The sequence below is a fragment of the Roseivirga sp. genome (assembly GCF_034669765.1).
Taxonomy (GTDB): Bacteria; Bacteroidota; Bacteroidia; order Cytophagales; family Cyclobacteriaceae; genus Roseivirga.
The window spans coordinates 566112-580311 of sequence record NZ_JAXMOQ010000002.1; the positions used below are offsets into that span (position 1 = coordinate 566112).

The 14200-nt window shown below is 38.3% G+C and carries 14 protein-coding genes; 10 read left to right on the forward strand and 4 right to left on the reverse strand.

Features of this window, described 5'->3' with window-relative positions; all coding sequences use genetic code 11:
* Positions 1–287: 287 nt before the first annotated feature.
* The 3 genes from VOI17_RS05450 to VOI17_RS05460 all read left to right on the forward strand — a co-directional run bounded on the left by VOI17_RS05450 (position 288) and on the right by VOI17_RS05460 (position 2794).
* Positions 288–1163: a hypothetical protein gene (locus VOI17_RS05450; RefSeq protein WP_323756231.1), complete on the forward strand. Its 876-nt coding sequence runs from the start codon at positions 288–290 to the stop codon at positions 1161–1163.
* Positions 1164–1273: 110 nt separating this feature from the next.
* The gene (locus VOI17_RS05455; RefSeq protein ID WP_068417881.1) at positions 1274–2329 is read left to right on the forward strand and encodes a hypothetical protein; all 1056 of its coding nucleotides are present in this window, start codon (positions 1274–1276) and stop codon (positions 2327–2329) included.
* A 12-nt stretch (positions 2330–2341) separates the two neighbouring features.
* Positions 2342–2794, forward strand: a complete 453-nt coding sequence (locus VOI17_RS05460) for a polymer-forming cytoskeletal protein (protein WP_323756232.1) — start codon at positions 2342–2344, stop codon at positions 2792–2794.
* A 17-nt stretch (positions 2795–2811) separates the two neighbouring features.
* Here VOI17_RS05460 and galK read toward each other — a convergent pair whose 3' ends face one another.
* Positions 2812–3963 carry a galactokinase gene (gene galK / locus VOI17_RS05465; protein WP_323756233.1) on the reverse strand — a complete coding sequence of 384 codons (1152 nt, stop codon included), beginning with the start codon at positions 3961–3963 and terminating at the stop codon, positions 2812–2814.
* Entirely contained in the window at positions 3960–5621 is a 1662-nt protein-coding gene (locus VOI17_RS05470) for a sodium/sugar symporter (RefSeq protein ID WP_323756234.1), read from the reverse strand. The genes galK and VOI17_RS05470 overlap by 4 nt, the downstream gene beginning before the upstream one ends.
* Positions 5622–5942: 321 nt before the next feature.
* On the opposite strand from VOI17_RS05470, the gene VOI17_RS05475 reads away from it, so the two are divergent.
* From VOI17_RS05475 to mnmA, 7 genes are all read left to right on the forward strand, one after another.
* Positions 5943–6593, forward strand: a complete 651-nt coding sequence (locus tag VOI17_RS05475) for a hypothetical protein (RefSeq protein WP_323756235.1) — start codon at positions 5943–5945, stop codon at positions 6591–6593.
* The gene (locus VOI17_RS05480) at positions 6574–7356 is read left to right on the forward strand and encodes a 1-acyl-sn-glycerol-3-phosphate acyltransferase (protein WP_323756236.1); all 783 of its coding nucleotides are present in this window, start codon (positions 6574–6576) and stop codon (positions 7354–7356) included. Before VOI17_RS05475 ends, VOI17_RS05480 begins: the two co-directional genes overlap by 20 nt.
* Positions 7346–7867: a hypothetical protein gene (locus VOI17_RS05485; RefSeq protein WP_323756237.1), complete on the forward strand. Its 522-nt coding sequence runs from the start codon at positions 7346–7348 to the stop codon at positions 7865–7867. Before VOI17_RS05480 ends, VOI17_RS05485 begins: the two co-directional genes overlap by 11 nt.
* Complete coding sequence (locus tag VOI17_RS05490; protein WP_323756238.1) at positions 7857–8324, forward strand: NUDIX hydrolase; 468 nt, start codon at positions 7857–7859, stop codon at positions 8322–8324. Before VOI17_RS05485 ends, VOI17_RS05490 begins: the two co-directional genes overlap by 11 nt.
* A gap of 453 nt (positions 8325–8777) precedes the next feature.
* On the forward strand, positions 8778–9320 hold the full coding sequence (locus VOI17_RS05495; protein ID WP_323756239.1) for a TetR/AcrR family transcriptional regulator: 543 nt from the start codon (positions 8778–8780) through the stop codon (positions 9318–9320).
* On the forward strand, positions 9317–10099 hold the full coding sequence (locus VOI17_RS05500) for a GNAT family N-acetyltransferase (RefSeq protein WP_323756240.1): 783 nt from the start codon (positions 9317–9319) through the stop codon (positions 10097–10099). The genes VOI17_RS05495 and VOI17_RS05500 overlap by 4 nt, the downstream gene beginning before the upstream one ends.
* A 189-nt stretch (positions 10100–10288) precedes the next feature.
* Complete coding sequence (gene mnmA, locus VOI17_RS05505) at positions 10289–11491, forward strand: tRNA 2-thiouridine(34) synthase MnmA (protein ID WP_323756241.1); 1203 nt, start codon at positions 10289–10291, stop codon at positions 11489–11491.
* Positions 11492–11696: 205 nt separating this feature from the next.
* Here the strand turns inward: mnmA and gyrB are convergent, their stop codons facing one another.
* Both gyrB and VOI17_RS05515 read right to left on the reverse strand, forming a co-directional pair.
* On the reverse strand, positions 11697–13652 hold the full coding sequence (gyrB, locus tag VOI17_RS05510; protein WP_323756242.1) for a DNA topoisomerase (ATP-hydrolyzing) subunit B: 1956 nt from the start codon (positions 13650–13652) through the stop codon (positions 11697–11699).
* A gap of 104 nt (positions 13653–13756) precedes the next feature.
* The gene (locus VOI17_RS05515) at positions 13757–14122 is read right to left on the reverse strand and encodes a CoA-binding protein (RefSeq protein WP_323756243.1); all 366 of its coding nucleotides are present in this window, start codon (positions 14120–14122) and stop codon (positions 13757–13759) included.
* Positions 14123–14200 lie beyond the last annotated feature (78 nt).

A 14200-nucleotide genomic window follows, 5' to 3' on the forward strand; every position in this document is an offset into this window, starting at 1 on the left:
GCTTGATTTCAGCTTAAAATTTAAGGAATTCAACTGTAACGAAGGCCTTTCACCAAATAAGTTTTTATGAAAGGTATTTTCTTTAATCAACAAGCCACTGGTTTTCAATGATTTCAACAAATCATATTTATTCTAAATTAGGCTTCAACCTCCAAATGTGTGTTTATACAGACAAGTTTGACACTGGCCTTTTACCTGATTAATGGCAAACCGTCTCCAAAGCTTCAATTAAATTTTTCGTTGTCGCTAAACTTTAATATTTTCGATAAACATTTTGTACTCACTTCATGAAAAAACGATTCCTCGTTTGTCTAGCCTTTGGTTTATATACCATGGTAAGCTATGCTCAAGCACCACCTCCCGACACAGAAATTTTTGTCTTTAATCTTAAGGAAGAAAAGGGCAAGGTAACTATAGAAAAAGGCAAGAATGTAACAGAGCATAAGGGCTACGACAATCAGCCTTACTTTTATGGAGAAGATCACCTGCTGTATACAGCCTATGACAATGGCCAAACAGACATCATCATGTTAGACCTTTCAAATAATAAAAAGACAAACCTTACCAACTCGAAAGAAAGTGAGTACTCAGCAGCGATGGTGCCTGGTTCTGAATCATTTGCCGCAGTAAGAGTTGAAGAGGATGGTACCCAAAGGCTTTGGCTATTTCAATTGAATGCGAAAAAATCTCCACAACTCGTTTTTGAAAACATCGCTCCTGTGGGCTATCATGCGTGGAGTGGTTCAAAGGTAGCCATGTTTATTCTGGGCACACCAGTTACCTTGTTAACTGCCAACACAAAAAAGCCTGATGAGAAAAAAATCACTGATAATATTGGAAGAACGCTCAAATTGATTCCTGGAACTGTAGATTTTGCCTTTGAAAGAACAGAAGAGAATGGTGACATAAACATTTATCGGCTTAACTCAAACACCTCAAAATATGATTTGATAGTTAAGAAGCCTGAAAATTCAAGTGATTGGACCATTACCAAAGAGGGTACATATGTGACCAGTTCAGAATCAAAAATCCTCACATTCAACCCTAAATATCATAATGAATGGAATGAAGTCACCAACTTTAGTTCAATGGGATTCTCCGGAATTACAAGGATGGCGGTAAATGAAAATAACACAAAAATTGCGATAGTCATTAACCAATAGAAGATTATCTGTTTTTAAATCAAAATTTTTTTCAGAGATTCAAGCGATAAATTGTATAATTGTCTTTTGTTGAAACCGCTCTAAAATATTTGCATACCAAATCATTAACTATGTTCAAAACTTATACTTTCCCAAGTGTCTTTGAAGGGAATAATACTGACCTCAAAAACGTGTCTCCCGACCTGATCAATGGATTGAAAATTTTTCATAATGGTGAAGGTTATGTAATCGGAAATCTTGCTCTTACTGAAGGGGTTTCTCCACATAAAAATATTAACAGTGCACCAGATGAATTGGATTACCAACTTCTTCTAAAAGCAGCACTGCTTATTGCCAATCAAAAATTAGGAAACCCAATTACAATTACCACAGGATTCCCTTTTTCAACTTTTCAATTGAATAAAGAAAAAGCCACTCAGTTAATTGACGGTCAGCATACGGTTGAGTATGACGCAGCAACTTTCGGTGGTGGAATCAAGAAAAATATTCAAGTTGAAGTAGCTGGTGCTCAGGTAATTCCAGAGGTAATAGGTTGTACCATTGCTTTACGAAAAGGCGAAACCAAAGCCCAAGGAAACTTCTTTATGATGAGTTTAGGATACGGAACTCTTGAAGGATTATTGAGTACCGAAGGTGGAATTGTACAAAGAACTTCACTTTCAACTTACGGTCTACGTTACGCAGTAAACTTGTTGGAAAAAGAACTATCAAAGGAGCATTACCTAGAGTTGAAAACAGAACATCAGATTGATGCTGCGTTCCAAAAAGGAGTGATTTTCTTGAATAGAAAAAGAATTGACATCAGAAGTATGCGCGATAGAGTGCTAAAGCAATATTATGAAGATGTAATATCGCCAGCCATGCGAAAAGCCTTCAATGACAATGACTTTACAGCAAGTCAGATCATGTATTTAGCTGGGGGTGGCGCAATATACACCGCCCTTGTTGATTGCTTTAAGGAAGAATTCCGTGATGTATTAGATCTAGAAATTGCACACGAGCCACAATCATTAGCAAGCCGTGGATATTGTATTAACTCTGCCCAACTGAACGGAGGTGTAAAAAGTACAGCCGTAGGTTTGGATATTGGAAATGCTACCACCGTAGTCTCAATTTTTGAGGACAACAATACTGTAACTGAAACTTCAATTCCTTCTGAATATTAATAAAGAACTCTAATGGCTGTTATTACTCCATCCACACATATTACTCAAATTAAACAAGGCTCAATTATTACAGGCAATCTGAAATCGAGTCAGAGCATACGTGTGGATGGGAATATCACTGGAGATTTACTTTCTGATGAAAAAATTATCATCGGAATAAACGGTGAGATTGGAGGAAACCTAAGAGGCATCGATATTACTGTTGAAGGTTTTGTCAATGGTGATGTTATGTGCAAAGGTTTACTTCACATTACAAAAGGAGCTAAAATCTATGGTAAAATATATGCCTTAGAAATGTCCATTGAAAAGGGTGCTGAACTTAACGGCAAGGTGAATGTCGGTAAGGACATAGATATCCCAGAACTCAACACTTCATCCCCTTCTCGATCTAGTCAGGAAAAGCCAAAAAATGCAGCTAGCCCTCAAGAAGAGAAAAACGGAAAATACGGCTCTGTAGCTTGGTAAGTTACCAACTGATAACTTCAATTAATCACCTCTTCCGTTCCATCTACCAATTCAAATTGGTAAAACTCAAGTGCGCTGTTAAACTCCTTGCTGAATGGTGCTTCAATTAGTCTCTTAAAATCATTGACAGCATTCGATTGAATTAAAACAATACAGCAACCTCCAAAGCCTCCTCCCATCATTCTTGCCCCTTTGATATAAGACAAGCCATAGCTTCGCTCGATAATGTAGTCTAGTTCTGGACAACTCACATCGTACTTCTCACTCAAACCTTTGTGTGATGCCCACATCAATTGACCAAGCCCAGTCAAATCATTCTGATCTAAACAAATCTCGGCCTGATTCACCCTTTCATTTTCTTCAATCACGAATTCTGCACGTGCTTTCAATTTCCCTGAAAGCCCTACTTCTGCAATCATTTCAAGTTGAGCATCTCTTAAGCTTTTAACTGATGGGTATTTACTTTGAATCAGCTTTACTGCGCTTTCGCAGGCTTCCCTTCTTTGGTTATAAGCCGTTTCAGCCAAAGCGTGTTTTACTTTCGTATCCACCAACAACAGAGTGAAATCATTGAGGTTTAGGGAATGAAAAGCCTTCTCTCGACTTCGGCAATCAAACTTAAATACTTGCCCTGCTTTACCGAATAGACTGGCCGTTTGGTCCATATTTCCGCACATGACTTGCGCAAAACGATGTTCCGCTTCTTGAGCAATATCTACTAATTCGTTTTTAGTAAAACATGCTTCAAACATTTCATTCAAAGCAAAAGCGAAGCAGCAGGCAATGGCTGCAGAAGAAGAGAGTCCAGCTCCAACAGGCACATCGCTGGTGAAAACACAGTCAATTCCTTTTAACGGAACTCCCCGTTCACCAAATATGACCAATACCCCAATAAAGTAATTCCCCCAACTGGACTGCCCCTTGGCCTCTAGTTGGTTCAAATTCATATTGAGCGTTTCACTCAAATCAATCGACCTTACAATCAGGCTTTCCGTCTCGTTAAAAGAAACCGCCATTTGCGCATAGCGGTTAATGGCCGCGGGCATAACAAAACCATCATTATAATCAGTATGGTCTCCAATCAAGTTAATTCTGCCTGGTGACTTAAAGTATCTCGGTTGCCCAGAAAACCGAGTTTCAAACTCCTTTTTTAAAGTATTCAAGCTCATTGAAACAGAATATAAAGCACGGTAAGAATGATACATAAGGCAATGGCTCCAGCATTAAATCCACGTGAAGTTTTAAAGTCGAAATCCTTCATGATGATTGCCTTTTTAGCATCCACGCCTTTGCCATCAAACAGCGAAACCGCCACCATCAGAGCTGTACAAATCAGGAATACATAACCCATTCGATCTAAAAATGGTACTTCCGATAAAAACTGTTTAAAAAGAATTGAGAATAGAAATGTGCTTATCCCTCCTACTAAAGCAGCCTTTGGCGTGGTTTTCTTCCAGAAAATACCTAGAATGAAAATGGCCACAATTCCAGGTGTTACAAAACCTGTGTATTCTTGAATGTATTGAAAAGCTTGATCTAACTTGCCTAACATAGGTGCTACAATGATGGCCAAACCGAAGGCCACTAATGCGGTAATTCTTCCAACATTGACGAGTCTCGTTTCCGAAGCTTTAGTATTCATCAAGGGCTTATAAATATCCATGGTGAAAATGGTGGCTGTACTATTGGCCATAGATGCCAAAGAAGAAACAATGGCCGCTGTCAAGGCCGCAAAGGCAATTCCTCTAAAGCCAGAAGGCAAAAACTGCAAAAGTACAGGATAGGCCTTGTCACTCTTTACCGTCATGGTAGCCGCATCGGTCATCGATTTGGTCACACTGCTATCGGGTAAGCCAGCAAGTACATCATTGGTCATGCTCATAGAAGCCAAATCTGCAGCTCCTTCCTTCATTAATAAATAATAAGCGGCAATGCCCGGAAGCACCACAATAAGCGGCATTAACAACTTCAAATACCCCGCGAACATAACGCCCTTCTGGGCTTCTTTCAACGATTTTGCTGCTAAGGCCCTCTGTGTAATGTATTGGTTCAAACCCCAATAGCTAATATTAGCAATCCACATTCCACCAATAATTACTCCCCAGCCGGGCAAGTCTCCATAAAAGGGATGGCCTTTATCTAAAATCGAATCGAAATGATCCGGCACAGCGTCCATTAAAGTTTGGAAACCAGCAATGGGCCCACCTCCCTCGCTTACCGCATCTAAGGCCAAATAAGTAGTAGCCAAACCACCAGCAATCAGAAAGATCACCTGAATCACATCCGTCCAAGCCACAGCAGTTAAGCCTCCGTAAATGGAATAGATCATGGCGAAGAGTGCCAAGCCAATAATGGCGTAAATGCGTTCTACACCCATCACGGTTTCTATGGCCAAAGAGCCCAAATAAAGCACGGAAGTAAGATTGACGAAAACATATACACCGATCCAAAAAATGGCCATGGTGGTTTTTACATTACTATTATACCGCTGCTCTAGAAACTGCGGCATGGTATAAATCTGTTTTTTGATGAAAATGGGAAGCAAGAATTTACCCACAAGAATCAGAGTGATGGCGGCCATCCATTCGTAAGAAGAAATGGCAATACCCAAGGCAAAACCTGAGCCCGACATGCCGATAAACTGCTCTGCCGAAATATTGGAAGCGATCAGCGAAGCACCTATTGCCCACCATGTTAATGACTTACCTGCCAAAAAATAATCTTCAGAGGTCTTTTCCTTTTTCTTATTTCTGAAGGAAAGGTAAAGCCCCACCCCTATAATAATAAGGCAGTAGGTAATAAAAACAGCATAGTCTAAGGTTGACATAAGATCTTATAAGGTTTTAGTTGTAAGCCGCAAAAAGCTTGTTTCAAGCAGATAGCTGACCATTTGACTAGAGTACAATATATACTTATTTTCTTGTTTTGGAGAAGACATTTCCAGTACTGGCAGTCCACTTAAGTATTATGAATTACTCTATTTGATCATGCTATGATAATAAATGAGTAGGTTATTTCGGGAGTTTTTGGCAACTTCCGCATGGATCGGGTTGGAGGGCTCAAAGTAATTTTAATAAATTTAGGTGAGACTTGAATATCATAATCACTGATTGCCTATATATAATTCAATAACGACTATAGAAAGTATATGAGTAATTTTATAATTGGTGTCTTGGCTACACTTACAGGGAGTATATTAATTGTCCTAATTTCTTATTTATCAAAATCCGGAAGAAAAATTCTTACCAGAGCACTTGGTAAGCTCATAGACATTGATATTGTTGCGACCTATCCTTCCTCTAGACATGCTCAAGACAGTGTTATCCAATCATTGAATAAAGCAAAAAGTGTAAAGCTATATATGGGTAGAGGAAATGAACTTCAAAGAGAGACTTTTGACAGCCTGTTAAGCAACCCTAAGAAAACGGAAAGTGTCCAACTTTTACTACCTGCAACAAAAGTATCTTCCGAATGCACCAATTGGGCACTCTCAAGAGAAAAAGAAGTGATGAAATTTGATTCTGTTTTTAAAGAAGGAATCCTTCTAAAACAAATTGATACAGTAGTGGATTTCGTCTCTCATGTTTTTTCGAATCATGAAAACTTCGAGTTGAGAAGATTCAATACGCCTCATTTAGGAAAAATTATCCTTACGGAACACGATGCGTATTATTATTATATGGCTACTGCAAGCCATGGGAGAGAAAATACTATGTATAAAGTTTTAAGCGGATCTAATACCTATTCTCACCTTAACAGGGTTTTTGAAACAATCTGGAATGAAAGCAATGCAGTGTGAGGAAACAATTTCGCGGAAAATAAGAAATTATTTCAACCTTGATGCCAAACTACAAGAAGGCTCAAGGCAAATAATTACTGACTACTTCAATGATTCTCTTTTAATATGTGATATGGAAGATTCCGCCACTCAGAAGCGATTATTTAACAAGTCCCTTGAAAGTTTATCCCAACTCTACTCCCCAATCGTAATAAATGAATGTAAACCAAATAAGAATAGGAAGTTAATAATTTCTAATCACATAGGTCTTGCGAAACTATTTAAATTCCAATTAACTAAGTTAAACAAGAATTTCAATGACCTAATCAACAATGACCCCTTTCATTTCATATTACTTGGTCCCTATAGCTACACACAAATGTTTGATAATGAACTGGTTCCAGTTTTTACACAATTTCAATACCCATCTTCTACTGTATTCAAAAACTTGGGATTCATTCAGATTGACAGACAAACTAATGGAAACTATAGTCAATTACATTCAAAAGTTCGATTGACTCTTAATGATGACATGAAATCAGTAATATGTTTATATCCAGAAGGAGGTACTTCTGGCAAAAGAAGCAACGAGACTATTTATTCTTTAGAGCCATTCAAAAACGGTTACCTTAATCTAGCTAAACAACTAAACCTCGATCTAATCTGTTGTACTCAAGTGTTTCACACAACGGGGAAATTTATTGTCCATTTAAAAAATGAGGTTCATAGTATTAGACCTTTTATGCAAGAAAAAATTAAAGAGCTATTAAGTTATGAGGATTAATATTTCAGGTTTAGATAGAAGTGGAAAGAGCACTCTTTGTCGACATCTGGAAGATAAGGGGTATCAAATTATTGAGCTTGGTTCGATAGTTGAAACAATTATGAAATTGAAACAGGTTTCTAGTGAAAAAATAACTGACTTTTATAATTCTAACAAAGAGTCAGGCTTGGATTTGCGAATTATAAAAATGATACAAGAACTAACTATAGGAAATAAAGTAGCATACTCAGGGTGTAGATCAATATCTCTTTTCCATTTACTGAAACAAAAATGCGGAATTGATTTAAGTATATTTATCAGTTCATCTTTAGAAACAAGGTATATAAGACATAAGCGAGAAGACAAATATGGCAGGAATTATTCACTAAAAGAGTTTACTATTAACGACTCCATTCAGATCGGATGGGGGATTACTAAAATACAAAATAATTCTATAACTATCACAAATGAAAGCAGTCTAAATAGACTAATCTCTAATTTCAACACCATAATATTAGACTATGAACTCTAAAGATTTTAAACTCAAAGTTTTAAAGCAACCTAGCGAATCGGTTTGTTATCTTGATCATAAGGATACAGTGATAGGGATTTGTACATACAATGGAGAGTTTCTATTAATAAACCAGTTGAGACCAATATTTAAGGATAATTTTTGGGAATTTCCTGGTGGTAGTATTGAGGTTAATGAATCGGGCGATGAGGCAGTAAAAAGAGAAATTCAAGAAGAAACAGGAGTTCAAGTTGATCAGGGGCGAAAGTTAATTGAGTTTATTCCATCAATCGGAACTTCTAATGAAACTATTTCGGTGTATCATTTCAGCCTTAATTCAAACCCTATAGGTAAAACTACTAATAATTGTAGACTATTCTCACTAAAGGAATTAGATTCCGAATTTTCAAAAGACCAACTATTGGATGGAAAAACATATTTGGCTTTTCTTTATTATTTACGCAATACACCCTCATGAATAACATCTTTTATTTATATGGGTCTATTGATTCATACTTAAACAAGTATTGCTAAGTATATAAATAGTTTATAATTGAAATTTCCGAATCTCGTGCACACCAAGCGGTACAACCACACACAAACCAAATCATGAAAAACCTACTCACTTATTACATCGCCATTTTTGGCACGATGGGTCTTTCAGTTCATGAATGTTTTGTCTTTTCAGGCTCGGAAAAAAAACTCTTTATTAATCAGCCCTGAAAGGGCATAATATCAAAACGAAGGCTGCAAACCCTTCGTAAACGGAACCCCTCTATACAGAAGTCCTGTAAGGACGAGATATAAGCGCTGCGCTACTCTTTTGATTATCAACCCTTAAATCCAAAACACCCTATCCTCTTGTCTATCCAAATTAAATTCATAGGTTTGCAAAACTGAACGCACGTTCAGTCAGTTAAAATATGATCTCATGGATAAAAGAGAGGAATTAATCCGTATCGCCACAGCACTATTCTCGGAAAGAGGATTTGAGAATACTCCCCTCTCGGTCGTCTGTGAAAAGGCCAATGTATCCAAAGGGTTGATTTCTCACCATTTCAAATCTAAGAATGGATTGCTCAGGGAGATATTTATAAAAACCACCGAGCTCATTATTGAAATGAATCAGTTAGATCAATCGAATCTGACAGCTCATGAGCAATTACAGACATTATTAGAGTCATTCTTTGCACAGCTGGAAAGCGATAAAATGCGCTTTCAGTTCAACCTAAACATGATGGTACAGCCGAATACTAGGGCCATATTAAGCGATTTAATTAAAGAAAGGTCTGATTTCATATTGAAATCAGTACGGAATATATTCGACCAAATTGACCCTAATACATCTCTGGTCAAGAGTCATGCTTTTATAGCAGAACTGGATGGAATCGCATTAAACTACTTAGCGGTTTATGATCACTTCCCATTAAGAAAAATCAAAACACATATTATTACAAAGTACATAGCACAATGAAGTTTAAAGAAACCAATAGCACAGAAACAATCGACAGTTTAAGATTGAAATTATATAGAAAGCTGACCGCACCTATTGATGCCATGTGGGAGTTACTATACATTGCTTCCTCTCAGCATTACATCATTGAAAATGATGCTGAAACCATGGGCTATTGCTGTATTGAGGATGGTGGAAGTTTGCTGCAAATTTATCTTGAGGAAGAGCATTCCCATCAAATGGATAAGGCCATCACATCATTAATCGAATCAGGGCTCATCAGCTCAGCCAAATTAAGCTCCAGTGCACCTCTTGCTTTTAACACCTGCTTGTTTCATTCAAACTCGATCAAACCCAACACCATTTGTTATCAGCATACCAATAATGTCATGCAGAATGTGGCTTCCTTACATTTGGAATTGGCCTCAGAAGAAGAGATTCCCGATATAAAAACATTCTTAAAAGAACAAGTAGGTATGGACGATACCTTTGGTTACACGGAAAATCTTGTTACCCGAAAGGAGATCTATTTCATCAAAGAAGCTGACGTGATCATTGCCACAAGTGAGTGTAGAATGAGTGATTCTCAACCAGAAATTGCCGATTTAGGAATTATAGTGAGGAGAGATCATCAAGGAAAGGGTATTGCTACTCAAGTAATGCAAATGCAAGTAAACCGGGTTTTAGAAGCGGGAAGAAAGCCAATTTGTTCCACTACAATAGATAATATTGCATCCAGAAAAGCCATAGAGAAGGCAGGGTTCTATTGCACCAATGTCATTTTTGATATTAGTTTTTAAAAAAGAGAACTTAAAGTTATTACTCTTACCTCCAGTATAGACAGTATTCTTTCGGACTTTAAGGACAATGCATTTCTTAGCATGCTTTGTACTTATAATAAAGCAATCACTCAAACCAACATTACTTTTTAATTTTCAAATCAACTATTTTTGCAGAATTGGTGTTAGCCTAATTCAGAATTCAAATTGATGGCAAAAAGAGTAGTGGTAGGCCTTTCGGGCGGTGTAGATTCAAGTGTTACAGCACATCTGTTAGTAGAAAAAGGTTACGAGGTAATCGGAATGTTTATGCGCAACTGGGTAGACGATTCTGTGATTATTTCGGAAGAATGCCCTTGGGTGGAAGACAGTAATGATGCCCTGGCCGTAGCCGAAAAGCTCGGTATTCCTTTCCATGTAATAGATTTAAGCGAGCAATACAAAGAGCGTATTGTTGATTACATGTTTGCCGAATACGAAAGAGGTCGCACACCTAACCCTGATATTCTTTGTAACCGCGAAGTCAAATTCGATATTTTTCTGAAAGCGGCATTGAAGCTTAAAGCGGATTATGTGGCCACTGGACATTACTGCCAAAAGGAAACCATTATTGAAAACGGAAAAGAGATTCATCGCCTTTTAGCTGGTGCAGATGCGAATAAAGACCAGTCCTATTTCCTATGTCAACTGAGCCAAGAGCAGTTGGCCAAAGCGCTTTTCCCTATTGGGCATTTGCAAAAACCCGAAGTAAGAACCATTGCCAAAGAAGCTGATTTGATTACGGCTGACAAGAAAGATTCACAAGGACTTTGCTTTATAGGCAAGGTGAGACTACCCGACTTCCTACAACAACAGTTGGCCCCTAAAAAAGGTGAAATACGCGAATTAGATGCAGATTCAGTTAATTTCAATGACTTCCTTGAGAAAAAACCGTCTCATTTTGATACAAAAATAGAAGAACTCAAACACCTTACAAAACCTTATAAATACGTCCCTACTGACGGTAAACTCGTAGGTGAGCATAACGGAGCTCACTATTATACCATAGGTCAGCGCAAAGGCTTGGCTGTAGGCGGGAAACCGGAACCACTCTTTGTGATTGAAAAAGACACCAAGGAAAATGTCATCTATACAGGACAAGGAGAAAATCATCCTGGCTTAATGAGAAAGGGATTGTTTGTTCCAACTGATCAAGTGCATTGGGTACGTCCGGACTTGGCTTTAAAAGCAGGAGAATCTAGAGTTTACGATAGCCGTATCCGATACAGACAACCGTTAGAGAAAGCCGAATTATTTATGGAAGCTGATGGCCTTTATATCATTTTTGAAGAGTACCAAAAAGGAATTGCTCCTGGGCAGTTTGTGGCTTGGTACGATAAGAATGAGTTAATAGGTTCTGGTGAGATTCAGTAGTTTGCTTTGCTTCTAATGTCTTTATTGGCAAATTAGACCCTTCTCCGATTCTCGGAGTCAGGGAATAAAAACACACATATTTCATCAATAATTAGCTAAGGTAATCACCATTAAATATACTGATTAACAATTAGTTATGATATAAAATAAAAATCCCGTTGACCTTGATGATCAACGGGATTTTTTAATCCATAGCTATAAGGCCTTAAACGTCAACCTTAGCGTATTTCGCGTTTTTCTCAATAAACTCTCTACGAGGTGGCACTTCATCGCCCATAAGCATCGAGAACAAGTGATCTGCCTCAACGGCTGACTCAATCGTTACACGCTTCATACTTCTAGACTCTGGGTCCATTGTAGTTTCCCAAAGTTGTTCTGGGTTCATCTCTCCTAAACCTTTGTAACGCTGGATGTTTACTGAATCTTCTTTGCCTGATTCGCCTGCCATCTCCTTGGTAATCTGAGCCCTTTGTTGCTCATCCCAGCAATAGCGCTGGTCTTTGCCTTTTTTGAGCAAATACAATGGAGGAAGTGCAATGTATAAGTATCCAGCATCAATTAACGGTCTCATGTACCTAAAGAAGAAAGTCAAAATCAAAGTACGAATGTGACTACCGTCAATATCCGCATCTGTCATGATTACCACTTTATGATAACGCAACTTGGTCATATTCAAAGCCTTTTCGTCTTCTTCAGTTCCAAAAGAAACGCCCAATGCAGTGATCATGTTCTTGATCTCTTCATTGTCATAAATCTTATGCTCCTGTGCTTTTTCAACATTAAGAATCTTACCCCTCAATGGAAGAATCGCTTGGAAGTTTCTGTCTCTACCCTGCTTGGCAGAACCACCTGCAGAATCTCCCTCTACAAGGTACAATTCGCAAAGTGCAGGATCTTTTTCAGAGCAATCGGCCAGTTTACCAGGAAGACCAGTACCAGAAAGCACATTCTTTCTTTGTACCATTTCACGGGCCTTACGTGCCGCATGACGCGCCTGAGCAGCAAGTATAACCTTCTGAACAATCGTCTTGGCCGCTCTTGGGTTCTCTTCTAAGTAATATTGAAGTGTTTCACCAACTGCAGACTCCACAGCACCCATAACGTCATTGTTACCAAGCTTGGTCTTCGTTTGACCTTCGAACTGAGGTTCTTGTACCTTTACAGAAATAATGGCTGTAAGCCCTTCTCTAAAGTCGTCTCCAGTAATGTCTATTTTGATCTTGTCTAGCAAACCAGATTTGTCTGCATAAGATTTCAAGGTTCGGGTTAAAGCCCTTCTAAATCCAGAAACGTGAGTTCCACCTTCGATCGTGTTAATGTTGTTTACATAGGAAACCACATTTTCAGCATAGGAAGTATTGTAACTCATGGCTACCTGAACAGGTACTTCACCTTTAATGTTTTCAATGTAAATAGGCTCTTCAATTAGCTTTTCACGAGTCGCATCTAGGTACTCAACAAACTCCTTTAAACCACCTTCAGAATGAAAAACTTCTCCAATGAAGTTTCCTTCATCGTCCTTTTCTCTTTTATCAGTTAAGGTAATTGTGATACCAGCATTCAAGAAAGAAAGCTCTCTTAATCTACCTGCAACGGTTTCATATTTATATTCTAAAACTGTAAAAATGCTAGCGTCTGGCTTAAAGTGAACAGTAGTACCATTTCGATCAGACTTGCCAGTTTCTTTTACTGGGTATTTAGGAATACCTAATGAATACTCTTGTTGGTACTCTGAACCGTTACGTTCAACGGTCACCAGCATCATTGAAGAAAGCGCATTAACGCAGGATACACCTACACCGTGAAGACCACCAGACACTTTGTAAGTATCTTTATCGAACTTACCACCAGCGTGAAGCACGGTCATTACTACTTCTAGTGCAGACCTTCCTTCTTTCTCGTGCATGTCGGTAGGAATCCCCCTACCGTTATCTGTTACAATTACTGAATTGTCTTCTTCAATGGTTACCGTAATGGTATCGCAATGGCCTGCTAAGGCTTCATCAATGGAGTTATCCACCACTTCCCAAATCATATGGTGAAGTCCTTTAACCCCAATATCTCCAATATACATGGCTGGCCGCTTTCTAACCGCCTCTAAACCCTCTAAAACCTGGATATTAACCGCTGAATATTCTTGATTCTTTTTCTCTTCGCTCATTGTGAATAAAAACTGTTAAAAAAGGAGGTTACGGTCGGTTTAGGAATTAAATCTTAAGGATAATTGACCGTCCTCATACAACGTACGAAGATAGGCAAAATAACTTAGAAATTGCCCACCGAAAGCATCACTAAAGTGCAGGCTTCCTCACAAATTATACCTTGCGCTTCGGCCAGCTTTTTAAGTTGCTGATTTTCAGTTCCGGGATTGAAAATTATGCGCTTTGGCTTCAAAGAAAGGATATAATCGTACCACTCAATTTGTCGATGTGGATTGATGTAAAGTGTAATGGTATCCACCTCATTGATTTCGGGCTTATCATACATATTCAGTATGATTTTACCTAAAACTTGCCCCTCGCTAATACCCAAAGGAATAAATTCATGGCCGTGACTTTGAAGTCTTTCAGCTGCCATAAATGCGTAATTGTTCGTTTTGGGATTACTCCCTATGATTACCGTTCTTTTCACTTAACTATAATTAACGATTGACATGAAACTAAATGAATAACTTTGCACTTGCAATGAGAGTATAGTACAATCGTTATT

Excerpts from the sequence above, each read along its gene's own strand:
- VOI17_RS05475 (WP_323756235.1), top strand. The coding sequence starts at position 5,943 with ATGAGTAATTTTATAATTGGTGTCTTGGCTACACTTACAGGGAGTATA.
- VOI17_RS05470 (WP_323756234.1), bottom strand. The coding sequence starts at position 5,621 with ATGTCAACCTTAGACTATGCTGTTTTTATTACCTACTGCCTTATTATT.
- VOI17_RS05485 (WP_323756237.1), top strand. The coding sequence starts at position 7,346 with ATGAGGATTAATATTTCAGGTTTAGATAGAAGTGGAAAGAGCACTCTT.
- VOI17_RS05460 (WP_323756232.1), top strand. The coding sequence starts at position 2,342 with ATGGCTGTTATTACTCCATCCACACATATTACTCAAATTAAACAAGGC.
- VOI17_RS05480 (WP_323756236.1), top strand. The coding sequence starts at position 6,574 with ATGAAAGCAATGCAGTGTGAGGAAACAATTTCGCGGAAAATAAGAAAT.
- mnmA (WP_323756241.1), top strand. The coding sequence starts at position 10,289 with ATGGCAAAAAGAGTAGTGGTAGGCCTTTCGGGCGGTGTAGATTCAAGT.
- VOI17_RS05450 (WP_323756231.1), top strand. The coding sequence starts at position 288 with ATGAAAAAACGATTCCTCGTTTGTCTAGCCTTTGGTTTATATACCATG.
- VOI17_RS05455 (WP_068417881.1), top strand. The coding sequence starts at position 1,274 with ATGTTCAAAACTTATACTTTCCCAAGTGTCTTTGAAGGGAATAATACT.
- gyrB (WP_323756242.1), bottom strand. The coding sequence starts at position 13,652 with ATGAGCGAAGAGAAAAAGAATCAAGAATATTCAGCGGTTAATATCCAG.
- VOI17_RS05490 (WP_323756238.1), top strand. The coding sequence starts at position 7,857 with ATGAACTCTAAAGATTTTAAACTCAAAGTTTTAAAGCAACCTAGCGAA.
- VOI17_RS05495 (WP_323756239.1), top strand. The coding sequence starts at position 8,778 with ATGGATAAAAGAGAGGAATTAATCCGTATCGCCACAGCACTATTCTCG.
- galK (WP_323756233.1), bottom strand. The coding sequence starts at position 3,963 with ATGAGCTTGAATACTTTAAAAAAGGAGTTTGAAACTCGGTTTTCTGGG.
- VOI17_RS05500 (WP_323756240.1), top strand. The coding sequence starts at position 9,317 with ATGAAGTTTAAAGAAACCAATAGCACAGAAACAATCGACAGTTTAAGA.